The sequence below is a fragment of the Bordetella avium genome (assembly GCF_034424645.1).
Classification (GTDB): Bacteria; Pseudomonadota; Gammaproteobacteria; order Burkholderiales; family Burkholderiaceae_B; genus Bordetella; species Bordetella avium.
In genome coordinates this window covers 856643-877351 of the sequence record NZ_CP139969.1, presented here as the reverse complement: position 1 = coordinate 877351, position 20709 = coordinate 856643, and the positions used below count along the sequence as shown (strand labels likewise).

Below are 20709 nucleotides of genomic sequence, written 5' to 3'. Positions count from 1 at the left end.
TTTCAGAAGTGCCACCAGGCTGTCAAAAGTCGTTTGAAACGCCTCTGCAGCAGCGTTTCAGCCGAGTCCGCAGAACCCGTGCTGGGCTAACGGTAATACACACAGATGCGCTGCCCGTCGAGTTCGTGCACGGCAATGGGCAGCGCATAAAGCTCGCTCAAGACCTCACTACGGATAATGGCCGAGGGCGGCCCTTGGTAGGCCACCCGCCCTTGCCGCATGGCCACAATGTGGTCAGCATAGGCCGACGCAAAATTGAGGTCGTGCAACACGATGACCACGGTCTTGCCCAACTCGTCGGCCGCACGCCGCAAAATACGCATCATTGCGACCGCGTGCTTCATGTCCAGACTATTGAGCGGCTCATCGAGCAGCACATAACGCGTATCCTGACACAAGACCATGGCCACAAAGGCGCGCTGGCGCTGTCCGCCCGACATCTCATCCAAAAAGCGTTCAGCCAGATGCCCCAGATCCAGATAGCCGATCGCACGCTCGATATGGGCGCTATCCTCTTCGGTCAGGCGTCCGCCGCTATGCGGATAACGGCCAAAAGCCACCAGGTCGCGCAAAGTCAGGCGCAGCGGCAAATGATTGTCCTGGCGCAAAATCGCCAAGCGCCGGGCCAACTCGCGGCTATCGGTGCGCGTCACGTCCAAGCCATCGATCAGCACCTGCCCGCTCGACATCGGCAACAAACGGCTCACCATAGACAGCAAGGTGGACTTGCCCGCGCCATTGGGCCCCACGATGGCGGTGATGCCACCATCGGGCAAACTCAGGCTCACGTCATCAACCACCACATCCTGGCTGTAGCGCTTGCTAAGGGATTGGACTTCTATCATTGACGCCCTTTGCGCAAGATCAGAATAAGAAACAGCAGACCGCCCACAAACTCGATCACCACGCTGACGGTCGTACCCAGGCCCAGAACGCGCTCCAGCAGGGTCTGCCCGCCCACCAGAAAGATCACCCCCCACAGCACGGCGGCAGGCACGGTCTGAGCATGGCGATCGCTGGCCATGCTCTGGTAAGCCAGATTGCTGACCAGCAAACCCAGAAAGGTGACCGGCCCGACCAGCGCCGTCGCCACCGCCACCAGCACCGCCACCCCGCTCAGGGTCGCCAGCAGCGTCGCGCGGTAGTTCACGCCCAGGCTGATGGCCACCTCCCGCCCGAGGGCAATCACGTCATAGCGGCGGCGCATCCGCCAAAACACGACCGTAACCAACAACACCGTCGTCGCCGCCAAGGGCAAAAGGCCTGTGCGCACACTATTGAAACTGGCGAACATCCGGTCCTGCAGAACCAAAAACTCATTGGGGTCGATCAAGCGCACCGCGAAGCTCGACAGACTGCGAAACAGCAGGCCAAAGATGATGCCCACCAACATCATCAGATGCAGGCTTTGCGCAGCCCCGGTAAACAACCAGCGAAACAGCAGGCAAGCGAAACCCGCCATCAGTCCCGCCTCTAGCAGGAACTGCCATACCGGCTGCTGGGCATTGAGTGCCGTCAACCCGAAACCAAACACGATGGCAGCCTGGATTGCGATGTACAGCGCATCCAGACCCATGATCGACGGCGTGAGAATCCGGTTATGCGTGAGGGTCTGAAACAACACCGAGGACAAGGCAACGCAATAGGCCACCAACAGCATCGCCAACAGCTTGCCGCCACGAAAGGGAATGACAAAAGACCATTGCCCATTCGCGCCCAAGACCATGTAAGCAACACAGCATGACAACGCCAGCAAGGCCAGCAGCCCGAGGCGCAGCGAAGGAGACAGACTAGGCAAGACGCCCCCTTCGGCTCAGGATCAGCCACAAAAAGAGCAGACTTCCCACGACACCGACCACCGTGCCGATCGGCACCTCGTAGGGATAGAGCAGAAGGCGGCCCACGATATCGCAGGCCAGCACGAAAATACCGCCCAGCAGCGCCACCCAAGGGATGGCGCGGCGCATGTTGTCGCCCAAAATAAGACTGACCGCATTGGGCACGATCAGCCCGAGAAAAGGAATGCTGCCGGCGGTCACGACCACGACCGCAGAAATCGCCGACACGATCAATAGACCCACAAGAGCGAGACGGGCGTAGTTCAAGCCCAGATTGGATGCGAACTCCCGGCCCATGCCCGCCAGTGTGTAGCGGTCTGCCGTGAGATAGGCTGCGCAGGTCAGCGCAAACCCTATCCACAGCAACTCGTAACGGCCGCGCAGCACACCGGAAAAATCGCCTGTGGTCCAGGCCTGCAAGGATTGCAGCAGATCATGCTGTAGGGCCACATAAGTGGTTACCGCATGAATCACGCCTCCGAGGATGAGGCCGATCAGGGGCACCAGAAACGGGCTGCGCAAGGGCACACGGCGCAGCAAAGCCAGAAACAGCAGGCTGCCCGCCAGGCCAAAACCCGTGGCCGTGAGCATCTTCACCAAGACCGGGGCGCCCGGCGCCAGCAGCGTCACGACCAGAATGCCCAGGGTCGCGGATTCAATCGTGCCGGCCGTGGAAGGTTCCACGTAGCGATTACGCACCAGCATCTGCATCAGCAAGCCGGCCACGGCCAGCGACATCCCCGCCAGCAAGAGTGCCAGCGTGCGCGGCACGCGGCTCACCATCAACAATTGCCAGGCGCGCTCGGCCCCGCCGAACAACTCTGCATACGAAAACTGCCCTGCGCCCAATCCGATACTGATCAGGCACAAGGCAAGTAAGAGCACGCCGGCGGCGGCCAGCCCCAAGGGGCCGGTCCACCGCGCCTGGCGCGGCACAGCACCCGTCATCACTTACTTCGCAAGGACAGCGCCGACCTCATCCGCGCCCTGCTGCAACGCCGTCAAGCCGGCGGCGCCCAGGGAATACCAATTCGCGGCATTCAAATAGACTACGTGTTGGTTTTTCCAGGCCTTGGTGCTGCGCATCAACTCATTGTCCAGCAGCTGACGCGCCGACGAACCCTCGCGGCCGATGGCGGCGTCACGGTCAATCACGAACAACCAATCCGGATTGAGCTGGGAAATAAACTCGAAAGACACCGCCTGACCGTGGTTAGACTGTTTCAAATCCGGCGCCGCGGCCTTCACGCCAAAAGCATCATGAAGCACGCCAAAGCGCGAACCTGGGCCGTAGGCGCTCATCTTGCCACCCGTGGTCAGAATGATGAGCCCAGTGCCTGCCTTAGCAGCGCGCTCCTGCACAGAGGCGATCGATGCCTTGAGCTGCTTGATCTTGTCATCGGCCTGGGCTTCACGGCCATAGATAGCCGCCACCAGGCGGGCATTACGCTCGACGCTGCCCACCAAATCCTTGGCGTCCACCGTCAGATCCACCGTCGGCGCCAGACGCGACAGATCGCCGTACTTGGGCGCCGAACGGCCAGCCACAAAAATCACCTGTGGCGCCAGCTGGTTGATGGCTTCATAGTTCGGCTCGAACATCGAACCCACTTTGACATAACGCTTGTCCGCGAACTGCGCCAGATGCTCCGGCCAAGCCGTGGCAGCAGGCACGCCCGCCACATCCACGCCCAGCGTATGCAAGGTATCGAGCACCGCCAGATCCATCACAACGGTTTTGGCAGGCTTGTCAGGCACCTGCGTGCTGCCCTGCGCATGTTTGACTTCGGTGGCGGCCTGGCCAAGCATTGGGGTCAAGGCCAGCAGCGCACCCGCCACCCAGTGGCGCATTCCTCTCTGTTGCAACATTCCGCGTCCTTTTTCACTGCAGAGCTATCAATAGCCACAGCATCAAATACGAATCATTCCTGATGTTATCAATATTTTCAGACAAATGGCAGGCGCTCAACCGAAGAAATCACGAAAGCCGCAGGAAAGATGTTTCGTGGCATTACAAGCAGCCAGCCAAAAAACGGCACGAACCCCGCCTGTCCGCACTGGCGACAGACAAAAAAACGGCGCTTCGAAAAGCGCCGTTTTGTGATCTGCTTACTTGTTTTCAGCGGGAGGGCTCTGGGGAGCGGCGGGCACCTGCGGCACCGCCGAAGCACCACCCGGCGCTTGCGGCACAGCAGGAACCGAAGCCTCGCCACCCGTGGCGGGCGTACCCGGCGCCTGAGGCACCGAACGGTCCTGGAAGTTCTGCATCACGCCGCTCTCAATCGCCGGGCTGCTATTACCTTTATGCGAGGCATAGGCGAGAAAGGCCGTGGAGGCGAAAAACACCACCGCTGCCCACTTGGTGCTGCGCGACAGAAAATTCGCGGCGCCCGAAGCGCCAAACAGACTGCCGGCCGAACCGGAGCCAAAAGAAGACCCCATATCGGCGCCCTTGCCCTGCTGCAACAGCACCAGAACGACGATGGTCAGTGCCGAGATCACCTGGACGACCAACAGGATGGTAAGCATCAAAGACATTACAGACTCCGGACGGAAACTTTAGTTTGCGGCGATGCGCAAGAATTCTTCGGCCACCAGCGAAGCGCCGCCAACCAGCGCGCCGTCAATATCGGCCATGGCAAAAAGACTGGCCGCATTGGCGGCCTTCACGCTGCCGCCATACAGCACTTGAACCTGCGTGGCGCCCAGCCCGGCCAGCGCAGCGCGAATGGCGGCATGAACTTCCTGCGCCTGCTCGGGCGTTGCCGACAAACCGGTGCCAATCGCCCACACCGGCTCATAAGCGAGCACCATGCCCGCCACCGCCTCGCGGCCCAAGGCCAGCACGGGAGCCAGTTGACGCTCGATGATGGCCAGGGTCTGGCCCGCCTCGCGCTCGGCCAGCGACTCGCCCACGCAAACCACAGGACGCAAACCCGCTGCCAATGCAGCACGCGCCTTGTCGGCCACCTCTTGATCCGTCTCGCCGTGCAGCGTGCGGCGCTCGGAGTGTCCGGCCAAAGCCCAACGGCTGCCGAAGTCTTTCAGCATCGAGGCGGATACTTCGCCCGTGAATGCACCCTTGGCCTGGGCGCTGACGTCCTGGGCACCCCAGGAAATGGCGCTGCCCGACAACGCGGCGCTGGCCTGCGCCAGATAAGGGAACGGCACGCACACACCGATCTCGCAGTGCAAGGCGGGGTCGGCGGCGCGCAAGGCGGCGAGCAGGCTGGCGTTTTCGGCCAGGCTGCCATGCATCTTCCAGTTGCCCAGCACCAGGCGGGAACGACGATTGGCGGTTTCGGTCATGCGGCGAAATGGGTTAGAGGCTGGTCCGCCGGGCGAAGCCCCCGCGAACAACCGGCGCACGCAAAAAAATCATGCACCGGGTCAAATCCATGATTGTATCCTGTTGGGGCGGTTTTCGCCGCCCCTTTCCGCGTTACACGGTCAGGATGATTTTTCCGACCTGCTCGCCAGCCTCCATCATGGCATGGCCGTCGGCGGCCTGCTCCAGGGGCAAGGTGGCGTGAACGATAGGCTTGATGGCCCCCTGCTCCAGCAAAGGCCACACCCTTTCACGCAGTGCGCGGGCGATCGCGCCCTTGAACGCCACAGGACGGGGACGCAGCGTCGAACCCGTGATCGTCAGACGACGGCGCATGACTTCGGCGCTATTGATCGTAGACTTGTTACCGCCCAGTTGCGCGATGATCACAATGCGCCCATCGTCCGCCAGGCAGCTCAGGTCGCGGTCGATGTAATCGCCAGCCACCATATCCAGCACCACATCCACGCCCTTGCCGCCAGTCAAAGCCTTGATTTCCTGGACGAAATCCTGCGTTTTATAGTTGATGCCCTTGCCGCCCAGACGCTCGACGGCGGCCACTCGCTCATCGCTGCCCACCGTGGCGTAAACCGTGTGGCCCAGCGCCCGGGCAATCTGGATCGCCGTCGTGCCGATGCCGCTCGCACCGCCGTGGACCAGCAAGGTTTCGCCTTGCGCCAACGCGCCACGGTCGAACACATTGCTCCAGACCGTGAAATAGGTTTCGGGCAGGCCTGCCGCCTCGATATCCGACAAGCCCTTGGGGATGGGCAGACATTGGACCGCCGGCGCGACACAGTACTCGGCATAACCGCCGCCCGCCACCAGCGCACACACCTTATCGCCGCTCTTGAAACCGCCAGCCGCCGCATCGCCGCCCACGATTTCGCCTGCAACCTCCAGACCCGGCAAATCCGATGCCCCTGGAGGCGGGGCGTAATTGCCTTTGCGCTGGAAGACATCAGGACGGTTGATCCCCGCAGCCGACACCTTGATCAAGACCTCGCCCGCCCCAGGCTCGGGAGTCGGCCGCTCGGTCGGAACCAGGACTTCCGGACCACCGGGATGAATAATTTCTACTGCGCGCATGACTTGTCTCCGTCCTTCACTGAGCAAATAGATTATTATGACGCCCTTTACGGCAAACCCATGCTACGCCCAGACAGGCGTCAGGGTTACCATATAGGATGCTCTGGCATCGAAAATCAAGGAAGCGTGGCCGAGCGGTTGAAGGCACCGGTCTTGAAAACCGGCAAGGGTTTATACCCTTCGTGGGTTCGAATCCCACCGCTTCCGCCAATATCCGGCCGGACCGTAGCGCAGCCAGGCGGCAATCGCTTGCTGGCTCCGCTGCCGGCAAGGCGGAATTTACAGCGCATTGCGCCCGAGTGGTGAAATCGGTAGACACAAGGGACTTGAAAATTTGAGCCTTCGGGGGGAAACGCCCGAAGTGAAGCCCGTCAAATTCGGCGAACGCCCTGGTTGCCTAGGCAACCGAGCCAACGCCGAGCCAAGCCCAGGCAAAAACCCGGGAAGGTGTAGAGAGCAGACGGCGGGCACCTAAAGCCGCAAGGCTATGGTGAAGGCGTGCTCCAGACCACGAACGTCCTCTGCAAAGGGCGGCGGCGAAAGCCGAAGTGGTAAGAAAATCCCTCGCCGAAAGGCGTGCCGGTTCGATTCCGGCCTCGGGCACCAAATCAAAGCCGCTCCTGCGCATGCAGGGGCGGCTTTTTGTTTGGCTGCTTCCCTCAATCTGTGCCATGAGCACCTGCCGGCATAGGTTTGCGCTTAACGGTTAAATAATCTGGTTCGTTTTCGGGCTACCCACAGGTTGAGGACATTGCTTACAGGATGTTCAGCTCCCGAGCCGCCGAAAAACAATCATGATCCCCAGGCTTATGAATTATGAACAAAGAACCTCATTGCCATCATGCCGCAAACCGCAAACCGCAAACCGCAAACCGCAAACCGCAAACCGCAAACCGCAAACCGCAACTTGGCGCGGTGTTGGGCGTCCTGGCGCTGCTCGGGCCGCCCGCCCATGCTGCTGACGGCCTGATCACGATCACCGGCGAAATCACCGATACCACTTGCAAGATCGAAGGCAAGGAGCCGCCGCATAACCTGCTGGTCACATTGCCCAAGATTTCCACCTCGGCGCTGAAAACAGCCGGGCAAACCGCAGGCAGCACGCTGTTCACCATCAAGCTCACCGACTGCCCCGCCTCGCTGAGCGGCAAGGTTTCCGCCTATTTCGAACACGGTTCGACGACCGATTTCGATACCGACAATCTGATCGCCTACACACCGAGCGCAGACGTTACCGCCGCCGCCGCAACCCTGCCCGCAAGCCCCGGAACCGTTGCCCAGAATGTGCAGATACAGATCGCCAACACAGACGGCACGCAAGTCAAACTGGGCCACCCCTTCGCCGAGCAGAATTCGGCCACGTTCACACTCGTGAACACCAGCTCAAGCGACACCCATAAAACCGCCACGCTCCGCTACCTCGCCCGCTATGTCAAAACCGGAGATAGTGCGATTTCGGCGAGTAAGGTTGTGAGCTACGTGCAATACAGCATTGCCTATCCCTGAGCGCTCAAAGCTGCCCCCAAAGCTGCCATGCCGCGCGCCAATGCGCGCGCGCCCGACGACGTTGCAGATGAAGGGTTTCACGTTGAAGGCAGCAACACCTTAGCGCATAGGCACAAGGCTCGCTTCAAGCGCCTGGCGGCCAGCATCGTCAAGCTCGCGGACACCGGGCAAAGCCCCGCTGCATCAAGCTGCCAAAAACGCCTTTCCCGTTCTCGAGGTTGAAGGCCGTGCAGCCTGTTGCGATCATTGCGCCCCCATGAGGTGCTGCAAGGCGTCTTGAAGGTGCTGCGCCCCGGACTCGCCAGCGCGGCTCCTGAGTTGCTCGGGATCGGCAACGAGGAAGGGCACGGGCGAGGTGACTCGAACGATATCGGTGGCCCAACTGCATAAAGCGGGCGGAACGTCCTTCGCAGCCAGGATCTCCGTAGCCAACTTGAGATAGTCGCGCTGAATCTCGCGCTCTTTCCAGTCCGCCTGGAACACCCATCCCAAAATGGCCACGATTACAGGGACCGTCACAGCGGCAGCGATATGCGCCCAGTCGCGAAATGCGGCGCGTTGATCTGGTGTCATGGTCATGGATCTCCTTAGGAGAGACCATAATCGTCGATAAAATATCGCATTCTGTGAAGCGAAAGCAGGCCTTATCAGACCCCTTCCCCGAAACAAGAGACGCCCTATACCGTTCGCGGCCGAAAGCTATACTCCTCGCCAGCAATCCCGCCCCGCTCCCTACCCTCACCCGACTCTTGTCTCAATCTGCCCCTTTTATCGTTATCGACGCCTGCGTGCTTATGTCTAGTATCGTCAGGCGGCTGATGCTGCGTCTTGCGGATGCAGGCATCTTCCACCCCGTCTGGAGCGAACGCATCGGCGAAGAGTGGCGGCGCAACGCCGCCCGGCTATGGGAGGTAGATCCGGCATTTCTAGCGCAACAATGGGCAGACATGAACACGCGCTTTCCGTCGGCTATGGAGCACGACACGCAGGCCTATGAGGCCGTGCTGCGCTACAGCGACCCCAAGGATTTTCATGTCATCGCCGCCGGCCTGGCCCGGCGTGCGCGCTGCAGCCTGCAACAGCCGCCAGTCGTGCAAGTCGCCACCTGGAATCTAAAGGACTTCAATCGTTCGGAGCTACGCCGCCAAGGGCTGGACGCCTTCAATCCAGACATCCTGATTTCGCGCTGGCATGGGGCGCACCCAGGCCTGGTCGCCGAAGCCGTCGCACAGGTGCCGCAGGATTATGTCTCCCTGGGCCGGGACCCCGAACCGCTGGCCATGACCCTGCAACGGGAGCGCCTGTATCGCGTCAAGAGCCTGACGGCTCAGTGATCGTGATTGCTGGCGGCGAAACCGGCGCGGTTGAGGATGTCGATCACTTCCTCGATATGCTCAGGACCCCGCGTCTGCAACACGAAATCCACCTCGACATTGCGCACCGGCAAGGAGGTGAAGGCCCGCTGATGATGTACCTCGGTGATATTGGCATGCGCGTCGGCAATCAGGCGGGTGGCCTGTGCCAAGGCGCCCGGCAGATCACGCAGATCCACCCGGATACGGGCCAGGCGACCTGCACGCACCATGCCACGCTCGATCAGCTCGCCCAGCATCAGCGGATCGATGTTACCGCCAGTCAGGATCAGACCGATACGCTTGCCCTTGAACTCATGGGTGCCACGGGATTTTTCCAACAGCAGCGCCGCCAAACCGGCCGCCCCCGCGCCTTCGACCACGGTTTTTTCGATCTCGAGCAACACCACGATGGCGTGCTCGATATCCGCCTCGCTGACCAGCTCGATGCGGTCCACCAGACGGCTTACGATTTCCTGCGTCAGGGAGCCGGGCGACTTGACCGCAATGCCTTCGGCAATGGTGTAGTGGCCGCTTTCCATGGGCACGCCACGCATGGCGGCATACATGGACGGAAAGCGCTCAGTCTGCACGCCAACGATTTCGATACCCGGCTTGATGGCCTTGGCCGCAGTCGCCACCCCTGAAATCAAGCCACCGCCGCCAATGGCGACGACCATCATATCGAGATCGGGCTGCACTTCCAGCATTTCCATGCCGACAGTGCCTTGCCCAGCGATGACGGCCTCATCGTCATAAGGGTGGATCATGGTCAGCCCACGCGCCTGGGCCAACGCGTAACCGTGGGTCTTGGCGTCATCGAAGGTATCTCCGGCCAGCACCACTTCGGCGCCAAAGCGCCGCGTGTTGGCGACCTTGACCGTAGGCGTAAAGCGCGGCATCACGATGACCGCAGGCACCTGCATGCGTTGCGCATGATAGGCCACGCCCTGCGCATGGTTGCCGGCCGACACGGCAATCACCCCCTTGGCGCGCTCTTCGGGCGAGAGATTCAGCATGCGGTTTAGCGCGCCGCGCTCCTTGAACGAGGCCGTGAATTGCAGGTTCTCGAATTTGAGCCAGATTTCAGCGCCCAGAATATCCGAGAGCGTACGCGATAGCGTGAACGGCGTTTTTTGCACCTGCCCGAGCAGGTGCTCCCGGGCGGCTTGGATGGCGGCGAAATCGATCATGACAAATCCGGTCAGCGAACCGGCAGAAAATTAAAAAACATCAGGCCCTGAGCATAGTTGATGCCTATGCGCCGGGAATTTTCGCCCAGAAGATTAGCGATAAGATCCAGCCGGCCGATGATAGCGCCGAACTCCCGCTCGAAACTCAAATTGGTGACCGTGGGCGAGATTTCATTGGCCAGCAGCAGGGGCTCGCCATTAGGCCCTCTGCGAGACGACAGCAGCCAGGCCGCCGCTTCGACATTACGCGCCGCATTGAAGATGCGTTGCCCATCCAGCACGTCCGATAGATAGAAGCGGGCTTTGTCGTTGTGCGCCGCCAGGATGGTGTCGGCCATGCCGTAGATGAAAGCAGCCACCCGGTCCCCCTGATAGTTGGGGTCCAGCGCAACCGCCAGCACCTGGATGTCGCGCAGACCCGCCAAACCTGCCGGCGCGCGCCGCTCCTCGATGAGTCGCTTGACATAGGCCACGGCTGTCGCCTGATCGGCGACGCCAGACTTGCGCCATTCGCGGGGGTTACGCCGGTAAAGCTTGTCCAGCAACAGATAAAGACTGTTGAAGTTGTCCCGCATCGCCAGCGTTGTCGTGCGGTTGAAGTCCGTCTGGGCAAGCTGATCGGCAGACATCGCCTCGCTATTGGGCCCGCCGCCTGCAGCAGGCGCGCTCATACAGCCCGTCAGTACGGCCATCAGCATCGCGGCAAGCAGCAGCCATCCCCTCATGCTTTACCTGTTTTCCTGTTTGTTTTCGGTAACCGGCTCCCGACCTTCTGCTGAAACTTTACCGGATTTACCCGCTTTCGCCATCGTGCGCACTCAGCTCTTGCAGCATGGGAAGCACCAAACAGGATATTGCCCACCCCGAGCTGCCAGAATACGCGGCGCCCCGCGCCGCAAAGGTCGCCCCCTGATGCCATACAGGCAAACCTGTTCGATACGCGGGGCTTGACCATGATATTTTTGCCGCGATGCGTCTCTTTTTGATGACGAGAGCTTCAAGGCAAAGCCCATTAACGTCCCGCCATTAGCCGCCAAGCTTGAGTGAGACCATGGCGCATATTGCGAACCGGGCTTATCAATCCGCAACCCTTGCAGCCTGCACCACAATGACTCCGTGCACAGCCTGCCCCTCGACGAGTAACCATGAATACGATCAAGGCATTGAACGCGGCGCTTGCCGCAGGCCAGACCACAAGCTTGCAACTGGTCGAGAACGCGCTGCAACGTATCGCCGACTACCGCCAACAGGGCGGCGCAGCCTACACACAGGTTGACGCCGAGTCCGCCCTACAGGCTGCCCACGCCAGCGATCTGGCCCGACGCGCCGGTTATGTGCCCAGCGCCTTGGCCGGCTTGCCCATCTCCATCAAAGACTTGTTCGATGTGCAGGGCCAGGTTTCGACGGCAGGCTCGCGCGCGCTCGACGGCGCCGCGCCCGCCGTTCAGGATGCGCCCGTCGTGGCCCGCCTGCGCCAGGCGGGCGCCATTCTGCTGGGCCGCACCAATATGAGCGAATTCGCATTTTCCGGCCTGGGCCTGAATCCGCACTACGGCACGCCCCGCGCGCCCCATGACGAAAACCGCATCGCGGGCGGCTCGACTTCGGGCGGCGCCGTCACTGTCGCGCGCGGCATGGCCGTGGCGGCGCTAGGCACCGACACGGGTGGATCTATCCGCATTCCCTCCGCCTTCTGCGGCCTGACCGGCTTCAAGCCGACGGCCAGCCGCGTGCCACGGACCGGCGCCGTCCCGCTGTCTAGCTCACTGGATTCGATCGGCCCTTTGGCAGCATCGGTAGGCTGCTGCGCCACCTTCGATGCCATCATCCGTGGCCGGCTCGACGGCAGCGCCCCCGAAGCGGCCTCGCTAAAAGGCTTGCGCCTGTACATCACCCGCGACTTTGTCTTTGACAACATCGACCCGGAGGTCGAGCAGGCTTTCCAGACTTATGTCCAAAACCTCGCCCGCCATGGCGCCATCCTCGTGCCCTTCGATTTTCCCGAATTGCGCGAGCTGCCGGACATCAATGCGGCCGGCGGTCTGACGGCTGCGGAAGCCTGGGCCTGGCACCGCAGGCTGCTGGCATCCGAGGGCGACCGTTACGATCCGCGCGTGGCCGTCCGCATCCGCCGGGGCGCGGCCATCAGCGCCGCCGACTACCTGGATGTTCAGGCTGCCCGCGCCCGTATCCAAGCTATCGCCCGCCATCGCCTGCGCGACGCGGACGGCTGGCTGATGCCGACCGTGGCCGTGCAGCCGCCTTTGCTTGCCCCGCTGGAGCGCGACGACGACACCTTCTTTGCCACCAACGGACTGGTGCTGCGCAACCCAAGCACCATCAATTTCCTGGATGGCTGCGCGCTGTCTTTGCCGACCGGCCAAGCCGGTATCGGCCTGTCGGTGTGCGGTCTGCACGGCCAGGACGCTCGCGTGCTGAGCGTTGCCGCCGCGCTCGAAGCCACGCGCGCTTGATGCTGCAACCGCCGAGGCCACAGCCGCGGCGGTAGACCTGTCATCGGGTATGCCACCGGCCCCGACAACATCCTGCACGACAAGCGTAAAAAAACGGCGCCTCAAGCGAGGCGCCGTTTCTACTTACCGCAGACCGGAATTACTCGGCCGGCGTTTCGGCTTGAGCCGGCGCATCGGCGGCAGCTTGCTGCTGCTCAATGCCACCGATAGCCTTGACGGACAGGCGCAGGCGGCCTTTTTCGTCGGCCTCGATGACCTTGACACGGACTTGTTGACCGACCTTCAACACATCATTGATGTTGGCGATGCGGTAGTTGGCGATCTCCGAGATGTGCAACAGACCATCACGGCCCGGCAGCACCTGAACGATGGCGCCGAAGTCCAAGAGGCGCAGCACGGAGCCGTCATAGACCTGGCCGACTTCGACATCAGCGGTCAGTTCGACGATACGGCGTTGCGCTTCCTTGGCCTGACCCTCATCCACGCTGGCGATCACGATCGTGCCGTCATCGGAGATGTCGATCTGGGTGCCGGTTTCTTCGGTCAGGGCGCGAATGGTGGCGCCGCCCTTGCCGATCACGTCACGGATCTTTTCGGGATTGATCTTGATGGTCAGCATGCGCGGAGCAAACGCCGACAGCTCGGTGCGCGAACCGTCGAGCGACTCACGCATCTTGCCGAGGATGTGCAGACGGCCTTCGCGGGCCTGGGCCAGCGCAACCTGCATGATTTCCTTGGTGATGCCCTGGATCTTGATGTCCATCTGGAGAGCGGTAATACCGTTTTCGGTCCCCGCAACCTTGAAGTCCATGTCGCCCAGGTGATCTTCGTCACCCAGAATATCGGTCAGCACGGCGAACTTGCCGTTCTCGAGGATCAAGCCCATGGCGACGCCAGCGACGTGATCCGTGATCGGCACACCCGCATCCATCATGGCCAGCGAACCGCCGCAGACCGAAGCCATCGAGGAAGAACCGTTGGACTCGGTGATTTCCGACACGATGCGAATGGTGTACTGGAAGTCTTCGGGCTTGGGCAGCACCGGCACCAGCGAACGCTTGGCCAGACGACCGTGGCCGATTTCGCGGCGCTTGGGCACACCGATACGACCCGTTTCGCCGGTGGCGAAGGGAGGCATGTTGTAGTGCAGCATGAAGCGGTCGCGGTACTCGCCCATCAGCGCGTCGATGATCTGCTCATCTTGCTTGGTGCCCAGCGTCGCCACCACCAGCGCCTGCGTTTCACCACGGGTGAACAAGGCGCTGCCGTGAGCGCGCGGCAGCACGCCCAGACGGACACTGATCGGACGCACGGTGCGGGTGTCGCGACCGTCGATACGCGGCTCGCCATTCAGGATCTGGCTGCGCACGAGGCGGGCTTCCAGATCGAAGAGGATGTTGTCAACGGTCACGCCATCGGGCGCATCCTGACCGGCGGCAGCGGCCTGCTCGGCCAGCTTGGCCGACACCTCAGCGTAGACCTCACGCAACTTGGTGGTGCGGGCCTGCTTTTCACGGATCTGATAGGCGGCGCTCAAGCCTTCCTGAGCGGCAGCCGTCACAGCGGCGATCAGGGCTTCGTTCTTGGCTGCGGGCGACCAGGTCCACTCGGGCTTGCCAGCGTCGCGCACCAGATCATGGATGGCGTTGATGGCGGCCTGCATTTGTTCGTGGCCGAACACCACGCCACCCAGCATGATCTCTTCCGACAGTTGCTGAGCTTCGGATTCCACCATCAGAACGGCGTTTTCCGTGCCGGCAACCACCAAATCCATCTTCGAGGACTTGAGCTGCGAAGCCGTCGGGTTCAACAGGTATTGACCCTCGACATAAGCCACGCGGGCAGCACCAATGGGGCCGTTGAACGGAATGCCCGAGATGGCCAGCGCGGCCGAGGCGCCGATCATGGCGGGGATGTCGGGATCGATTTCCGGGTTGACCGACAGCGTGTGGATCACCACCTGGACTTCGTTGTAGAAGCCTTCGGGGAAGAGCGGACGCAGAGGACGGTCGATCAGGCGGGAAGTCAGCGTTTCCTTCTCGGAGGGCTTACCCTCGCGCTTGAAGAAACCACCGGGGATGCGGCCTGCCGCATAGGTTTTTTCGATGTAATCAACCGTCAGGGGGAAAAAATCCTGACCGGGTTTGGCCTTCTTGGCCGCGACAACCGTGGCCAACACGACGGTGTCCTCAACGGACACAAGCACAGCGCCGGAGGCCTGGCGAGCGATCTCGCCGGTTTCCAACACGACCGTATGCTGGCCGTACTGGAAAGTCTTAGTGACTTTATTGAACATGACGATGGTTCCTTGCAAATGAAAAACCGTGGCCGTCGCGACATCGTCGCAGCGACCACGGTTGCGTCATGGGGAGCCAGCCCCGTCGATCACTTGCGCAGACCGAGTTTTTCGATCAGAGCGCGGTACGAATCGGGATTGCGGCCCTTGAGGTAGTCGAGCAGTTTGCGACGACGGCTAACCATGCGCAGCAAACCGCGGCGCGAGTGGTGGTCCTTCGCGTGTTCCTTGAAGTGACCAGTCAGCTCGTTGATACGAGCGGTGAGCAGAGCCACCTGGACTTCGGGGGAACCGGTATCGCCTTGCGCGCGTTGGAATTGCGAAACGATTTCGGCTTTTTTGATGTCAGCAACAGACATTTTGACCTCTACGGACATGCGTCAGGGCCGAGGTGCCCGGACGTGGGTTGAAAAACACTTCTTTAGCAGTGGCAATTGTCACGCTGCGGCCTTGACGGCTTCAGCGCCCGCCTGCCTGGTTACACACGAACCACGACAAGCAGGCCCGATTATAGCCGATTCGCTACAATCACTCTCGGGATTTGTCCTACTCTAGCTCGGGGTAGACAATTAATCGGGGCCTGACCCCACTCAGGAGAACCTGCATGCCCAGCCTAAGCCACCTGAAGCGCGTCCTGGCGCTGACTGCGATCGCGGCCACCCTGTCGGCCTGCGCCCCCATGACTCAGCTACCGCCAGGCACGCCCTACACCAGCGTCGTGGATCAATACGGCAAACCCAACTTCACTTGCCGCCTACCCGACGGGCAGGAGCGCGTGATCTGGACGCAACAGCCGATGGGCCAGTATGCCTGGGGCAGCGACCTGAGCGCCGACGGCCGCGTCGAAAAAGTCGAGGCTTTGCTCACCGATGCCCATTTCAAACGCCTGGGCGAAGGCGTGTGGTCGGCAGAACGGGTGCGCTGCGAGTTCGGCCCGCCCGCCGAAATCCGCGAAGCTGGCCTGCCTAGCGTGCGCCAGGTCGTCTGGGCCTACCGCTATCGCGAATCCGGTGTCTGGAATTCGCTCATGTACGTCTATATGGGTCGCGATGGCAAGCAGGTGACGCGTTTCCATCCAGGGCCGGACCCGATGTACGAAGAGCGCAACCAAGGCTGGTGGTGATGCCCCCACCGCCAATGAATAAGCCGCTCGAAAGAGCGGCTTATTCATTTAGTGAGCGCGGCGTTCCTGCTGGAGCCGGCGGGCGCGGTTCCAACGCCAGATCATGACGACCCAGCCGGACAGGCCATAAAGCACGAACAGGCCGAACAGCACCACCGGAGGATCGCTGGAAACAAAGACAAAAACCGCAACCACGACCAGAATCCCCCAAAACGGCACGCTGCGGCCAAGCGCAAAGCTCTTACCGCTGTAGAAGGGCGCGTTGGAGACCATGGCCACCCCTGCGTACATGGTCAGCGCGAAGGCAACCCAGGCCATGATGCTGTCGTGGATAGGCAGTTTGTTATCGATAGCCAGCCACACAAACCCCGCCACCAGCGCCGCCGCAGCCGGACTTGGCAGCCCCTGGAAGAAACGCTTATCGACCACGGCCACATTGGTGTTGAAACGCGCCAGACGCAAAGCGGCGCCCGCGACATAAACAAAGGCCGCCAGCCAGCCCCAGCGGCCGAGGTCCTGCAATATCCACTCATAGGCGACCAGGGCCGGCGCGACCCCGAAGGAGGTCATATCGGAAAGCGAATCATATTGTTCGCCAAACGCCGACTGCGTATTGGTCAGGCGGGCGACACGGCCATCCATGCCGTCCAGCACCATGGCCACGAATATGGCGATGGCCGCGATTTCGAAGCGGTCGTTCATGGCCTGCACCACGGCGTAAAACCCCGCAAAAAGGGCGGCTGTCGTGAAGGCATTGGGCAACAGATAAATGCTGCGATGACGATTCTCGGAATCGCGCATGGAGAAATTGGGCATGGCGTGTCGGGACTTCCGCAAGCTTTGTAAGGTGAAAGGTTAACCCATCTAGCACTACTTGGGCTGACCGGCAATCACAGCCGGCCTGAAGCGGCCGCAGGCTTGGCAAGAAAAAACCGCCCGAAGGCGGTTTTTTCCGATGCAGCAAGAACTTCGCCCGGGGCAAAAATTAGTTCTTGGACTTATCCACCAGCTTGTTAGCCGCGATCCAGGGCATCATGGCGCGCAGCTTGGCGCCGACCACTTCGATCTGCGATTCGGCGTTGATGCGGCGGCGCGAGGTCAGGGTCGGAGCGCCTGCGGCATTTTCCAGGATGAAACGCTTAGCGTATTCACCGGTCTGGATGTCCGTCAGGCACTGGCGCATGGCCTTACGGGTTTCGTCGGTCACGACCTTCGGGCCAGTCTCGTACTCGCCGAACTCAGCGTTGTTCGAGATCGAGTAGTTCATGTTGGCGATACCGCCTTCGTAGATCAGATCAACGATCAGCTTGAGTTCGTGCAAGCACTCGAAATAGGCCATTTCGGGCGCGTAGCCGGCTTCCACCAGCGTGTCGAAACCCGCCTTGATCAGTTCGACGGTGCCACCGCACAGCACGGCCTGTTCGCCGAACAGATCGGTTTCGGTCTCTTCGCGGAAGTTGGTTTCGATGATGCCGGCACGGCCGCCGCCATTGGCGCTGGCGTACGACAGCGCCACGTCACGGGCAGCGCCCGACTTGTCCTGATAAACGGCGACCAGGTGAGGCACGCCGCCGCCTTGCGAGTAGGTGGAGCGCACGGTATGGCCGGGAGCCTTAGGGGCCACCATGATCACGTCGATATCTTCACGCGGCACGACTTGGCCGTAGTGAACGTTAAAGCCGTGAGCGAAAGCCAGGGCGGCGCCCGGCTTGATATTGGCGTGCACTTCGTCGCGGTAGACCGCAGCGATGTTTTCGTCGGGCAACAACATCATCACGACGTCGGCGCGCTTGACGGCCTCGGCGACTTCAGCGACTTCCAGACCGGCGTTGGCAGCCTTGTTCCAGGAAGCGCCGCCCTTGCGCAGACCGACCACGACCTTGACGCCCGACTCATGCAGGTTCAGGGCGTGAGCGTGGCCTTGCGAACCGTAGCCGATGATGGCAACGGTTTTGCCCTTGACGAGGGAGAGATCGCAGTCTTTGTCGTAGAAAACTTTCATGGTTGCTCCAGATACTTAATTTTAAAAATCGTTGAATGCAGAGTATGGGGTACTGCGGTGCTGGTCAGAGCTTGAGGATACGCTCGCCGCGGCCGATGCCGGAAACGCCGGTACGGACGGTTTCCAGGATGGCGCTGCGGTCCAGGGCCTCGATAAAGGCCTGCACCTTGCCCTGGTCTCCAGTCAACTCGATCGTGTAGGACTTGTCCGTAACGTCGATGATGCGGCCGCGGAAGATATCCGCCATCCGCTTGACTTCTTCACGCTCCTTGCCGACCGCGCGCACCTTGATCAGCATGAGCTCGCGCTCAATGTGAGCGCCTTCGGTGAGATCGACCACCTTGACCACATCCACCAGACGGTTCAGATGCTTGGTGATCTGTTCGATGACCTCATCGGACCCCACGGTGACCACCGTCAGACGCGACAGGGTCGCATCTTCCGTGGGCGCGACAGTCAGTGTCTCGATGTTATAGCCGCGTGCGGAAAACAGCCCCACCACGCGCGACAGCGCGCCGGGCTCGTTCTCCATGAGCACAGAAATCACGTGTTTCATGGTGGCTTCCTTACAGATCCTCGGAACCAAGCAGCATCTCGGTCAGCCCGCGGCCTGCCTTGACCATCGGCCACACGTTTTCGGTGCGGTCGGTGATGAAGTCAAGAAAGACCAGGCGATCCTTGTGCTTCTTGAATGCCTCGCGCAGCGCCGGCTCGACATCCGCCGGGCGGTCAATGCGCAGGCCCACATGGCCGTAAGCCTCGGCAACCTTGACGAAGTCCGGCAGCGAATCCATATAGGACTCGGAATAGCGCGAACCGTAGTCAATCTGCTGCCACTGACGCACCATGCCCAGGAAGCGGTTATTCAGGCAAACGATTTTGGGCGTGAGATGGTATTGCTGGCAGGTCGACAGTTCCTGGATGTTCATCTGGATCGACGCTTCGCCCGTAATCACGGCAATGTCCGAACCCGGATTGGCCATCTGCACACCCATGGCGTAGGGCAGGCCCACGCCCATGGTGCCCAGGCCGCCGGAGTTGATCCAGCGACGCGGTTTGTTGAACTTGTAGTACTGCGCAGCCCACATCTGATGCTGGCCCACATCCGAGGTCACGAAGGCGTCGCCACCCGTGACTTCCCAGAGCTTTTCGACCACGAACTGCGGCTTGATAAGCTCGTCGGAAAGGGCGTACTTCAGGCACTCGCGCCCGCGCCAGGCCTGGATCTGCTGCCACCACTTGTCCTGCGACGCCGGCTTGGTTTCCTGGCGAGCCTGCTGGTATTGATCAATCAATTCGACCAGCACGTCCTTGACGTTGCCGACGATGGGCACATCGACCCGCACCCGCTTGGAAATCGATGAAGGATCGATGTCGATATGGATGATTTTGCGGGCATTCTGCGCAAAATGCTTGGGATTGCCAATGACACGGTCATCAAAGCGCGCGCCGATCGCGAGCAGCACATCGCAGTGCTGCATGGCCATATTGGCTTCATAGGTGCCGTGCATGCCCGGCATGCCGACAAAATGACGGTCGCTGGCCGGCAAGGAACCCAAACCCATCAAGGTATTGGTGCACGGCGCGTCGACCAAGTCCACCAGCCGGCGCAGCTCATCCGCCGCGTCGGACAGCACCACACCGCCACCCGTGTAAATCATGGGGCGCTCGGCGGCCAGCAGCATCTGCACGGCCTTCTTGATCTGGCCTTGATGCCCCTTGGTGACCGGCGCATACGAGCGCATGGAAATCTCGCCCTTCTTGGGCGTGTATTTGCATTGCGCGACCGTAATGTCCTTGGGGATATCCACCAGCACCGGACCCGGACGACCCGTGCGCGCGATAAAGAAGGCGCGCCGCATCGTTTCGGCGAGATCCTTGACGTCACGCACCAAGAAATTGTGCTTGACGCAGGGACGCGTAATGCCGACGGTGTCGCACTCCTGGAAGGCATCTTCGCCGATGGCAGCCGTGGGCACCTGGCCACTGATGATGACCATAGGGATCGAGTCCATATAGGCCGTGGCAATGCCGGTCACGGCATTGGTCACGCCCGGACCGCTGGTCACGATGCACACGCCCACCTTTTGCGAAGAACGCGAATAGGCATCGGCGGCGTGCACGGCAGCCTGCTCGTGACGCACCAGGATATGCTGGAATTTGTCTTGTTTGAAAATCGCGTCGTAGATGTAAAGCACCGCGCCGCCAGGGTAGCCGAAAACGTGTTCCACGCCTTCTTCGGCCAGGCAGCGCACGACGATATCGGCGCCATTCAGTTCCATGTTGTATTTCCTTTCTGTACCGGCCCTGTTTCTCTGGCTGCCACCTGCCCGGATACGGCGGTAGCGGAACCCATACCGGACGCGGCAACATGATCCGGCGCTTAGCGGCTCACGGAGCCACGCCACCCGGACACCCTGCCGACCCGGCACGCGCTCGTCAGAAACGCAGTGCAAACGCCCAAGAAGGCGTCGGAAGTCGAAATGGAAGCCTTGGCATCTCACGCTT

General features: G+C 61.2%; 20 protein-coding genes and 1 tRNA gene. 5 read left to right on the top strand and 16 right to left on the bottom strand.

What is annotated here, in order from left to right; all coding sequences use genetic code 11:
* Positions 1-86 precede the first annotated feature (86 nt).
* From U0029_RS04185 to U0029_RS04155, 7 genes are all read right to left on the bottom strand, one after another.
* A complete protein-coding gene (locus U0029_RS04185; protein ID WP_012418296.1) occupies positions 87-845 on the bottom strand; it encodes an iron ABC transporter ATP-binding protein in 759 nt (252 codons plus the stop codon).
* Positions 842-1726, bottom strand: a complete 885-nt coding sequence (locus U0029_RS04180; protein ID WP_049794171.1) for an iron chelate uptake ABC transporter family permease subunit — start codon at positions 1724-1726, stop codon at positions 842-844. Before U0029_RS04180 ends, U0029_RS04185 begins: the two co-directional genes overlap by 4 nt.
* A gap of 64 nt (positions 1727-1790) precedes the next feature.
* Positions 1791-2786, bottom strand: coding sequence for an ABC transporter permease (locus U0029_RS04175; protein ID WP_049794172.1), 996 nt, complete (start codon positions 2784-2786; stop codon positions 1791-1793).
* A 3-nt stretch (positions 2787-2789) separates the two neighbouring features.
* Entirely contained in the window at positions 2790-3707 is a 918-nt protein-coding gene (locus U0029_RS04170) for a siderophore ABC transporter substrate-binding protein (protein WP_012418299.1), read from the bottom strand.
* 240 nt (positions 3708-3947) lie between these two features.
* Complete coding sequence (secG, locus tag U0029_RS04165) at positions 3948-4376, bottom strand: preprotein translocase subunit SecG (RefSeq protein WP_012418300.1); 429 nt, start codon at positions 4374-4376, stop codon at positions 3948-3950.
* 21 nt (positions 4377-4397) lie between these two features.
* Positions 4398-5147 carry a triose-phosphate isomerase gene (gene tpiA / locus U0029_RS04160; RefSeq protein ID WP_012418301.1) on the bottom strand — a complete coding sequence of 250 codons (750 nt, stop codon included), beginning with the start codon at positions 5145-5147 and terminating at the stop codon, positions 4398-4400.
* 133 nt (positions 5148-5280) lie between these two features.
* Positions 5281-6255, bottom strand: coding sequence for an NAD(P)H-quinone oxidoreductase (locus tag U0029_RS04155; protein WP_114852274.1), 975 nt, complete (start codon positions 6253-6255; stop codon positions 5281-5283).
* A gap of 120 nt (positions 6256-6375) precedes the next feature.
* Between U0029_RS04155 and U0029_RS04150 the strand changes: the two genes are divergently transcribed.
* Positions 6376-6465, top strand: a tRNA-Ser gene (locus tag U0029_RS04150).
* Positions 6466-7071: 606 nt separating this feature from the next.
* Complete coding sequence (locus tag U0029_RS04145; protein WP_119529812.1) at positions 7072-7761, top strand: fimbrial protein; 690 nt, start codon at positions 7072-7074, stop codon at positions 7759-7761.
* Positions 7762-8004: 243 nt separating this feature from the next.
* Here the strand turns inward: U0029_RS04145 and U0029_RS04140 are convergent, their stop codons facing one another.
* Positions 8005-8334, bottom strand: a complete 330-nt coding sequence (locus U0029_RS04140; protein ID WP_127812557.1) for a hypothetical protein — start codon at positions 8332-8334, stop codon at positions 8005-8007.
* A gap of 221 nt (positions 8335-8555) precedes the next feature.
* Between U0029_RS04140 and U0029_RS04135 the strand changes: the two genes are divergently transcribed.
* Positions 8556-9095 carry a PIN domain-containing protein gene (locus tag U0029_RS04135; RefSeq protein WP_236824169.1) on the top strand — a complete coding sequence of 180 codons (540 nt, stop codon included), beginning with the start codon at positions 8556-8558 and terminating at the stop codon, positions 9093-9095.
* On the opposite strand, the gene U0029_RS04130 is transcribed toward U0029_RS04135, so the two are convergent.
* On the bottom strand, positions 9089-10306 hold the full coding sequence (locus tag U0029_RS04130) for a threonine ammonia-lyase (RefSeq protein ID WP_012418307.1): 1218 nt from the start codon (positions 10304-10306) through the stop codon (positions 9089-9091). The genes U0029_RS04135 and U0029_RS04130 overlap by 7 nt on opposite strands.
* 11 nt (positions 10307-10317) lie before the next feature.
* Positions 10318-11031 carry a hypothetical protein gene (locus U0029_RS04125; protein WP_114852270.1) on the bottom strand — a complete coding sequence of 238 codons (714 nt, stop codon included), beginning with the start codon at positions 11029-11031 and terminating at the stop codon, positions 10318-10320.
* Between the two features lie 420 nt (positions 11032-11451).
* Here U0029_RS04125 and U0029_RS04120 point away from each other — a divergent pair, with 420 nt between their 5' ends.
* Positions 11452-12780 (top strand): amidase, encoded by a 1329-nt coding sequence (locus U0029_RS04120; protein WP_114852269.1) that lies wholly within the window; start codon positions 11452-11454, stop codon positions 12778-12780.
* Positions 12781-12919: 139 nt separating this feature from the next.
* Here U0029_RS04120 and pnp read toward each other — a convergent pair whose 3' ends face one another.
* Positions 12920-15076: a polyribonucleotide nucleotidyltransferase gene (pnp, locus tag U0029_RS04115; protein ID WP_114852268.1), complete on the bottom strand. Its 2157-nt coding sequence runs from the start codon at positions 15074-15076 to the stop codon at positions 12920-12922.
* 89 nt (positions 15077-15165) lie between these two features.
* Positions 15166-15435, bottom strand: coding sequence for a 30S ribosomal protein S15 (gene rpsO / locus U0029_RS04110; RefSeq protein ID WP_012418311.1), 270 nt, complete (start codon positions 15433-15435; stop codon positions 15166-15168).
* A 245-nt stretch (positions 15436-15680) separates the two neighbouring features.
* On the opposite strand from rpsO, the gene U0029_RS04105 reads away from it, so the two are divergent.
* The gene (locus tag U0029_RS04105; RefSeq protein WP_114852267.1) at positions 15681-16199 is read left to right on the top strand and encodes a hypothetical protein; all 519 of its coding nucleotides are present in this window, start codon (positions 15681-15683) and stop codon (positions 16197-16199) included.
* A 48-nt stretch (positions 16200-16247) separates the two neighbouring features.
* On the opposite strand, the gene pssA is transcribed toward U0029_RS04105, so the two are convergent.
* The 4 genes from pssA to U0029_RS04085 all read right to left on the bottom strand — a co-directional run bounded on the left by pssA (position 16248) and on the right by U0029_RS04085 (position 20483).
* Positions 16248-17015: a CDP-diacylglycerol--serine O-phosphatidyltransferase gene (gene pssA, locus U0029_RS04100; protein WP_012418313.1), complete on the bottom strand. Its 768-nt coding sequence runs from the start codon at positions 17013-17015 to the stop codon at positions 16248-16250.
* A 169-nt stretch (positions 17016-17184) separates the two neighbouring features.
* Positions 17185-18201 (bottom strand): ketol-acid reductoisomerase, encoded by a 1017-nt coding sequence (ilvC, locus tag U0029_RS04095; protein ID WP_012418314.1) that lies wholly within the window; start codon positions 18199-18201, stop codon positions 17185-17187.
* A gap of 64 nt (positions 18202-18265) precedes the next feature.
* Positions 18266-18757: an acetolactate synthase small subunit gene (gene ilvN / locus U0029_RS04090; protein WP_012418315.1), complete on the bottom strand. Its 492-nt coding sequence runs from the start codon at positions 18755-18757 to the stop codon at positions 18266-18268.
* Between the two features lie 10 nt (positions 18758-18767).
* Positions 18768-20483 (bottom strand): acetolactate synthase 3 catalytic subunit, encoded by a 1716-nt coding sequence (locus U0029_RS04085; RefSeq protein ID WP_012418316.1) that lies wholly within the window; start codon positions 20481-20483, stop codon positions 18768-18770.
* Positions 20484-20709 lie beyond the last annotated feature (226 nt).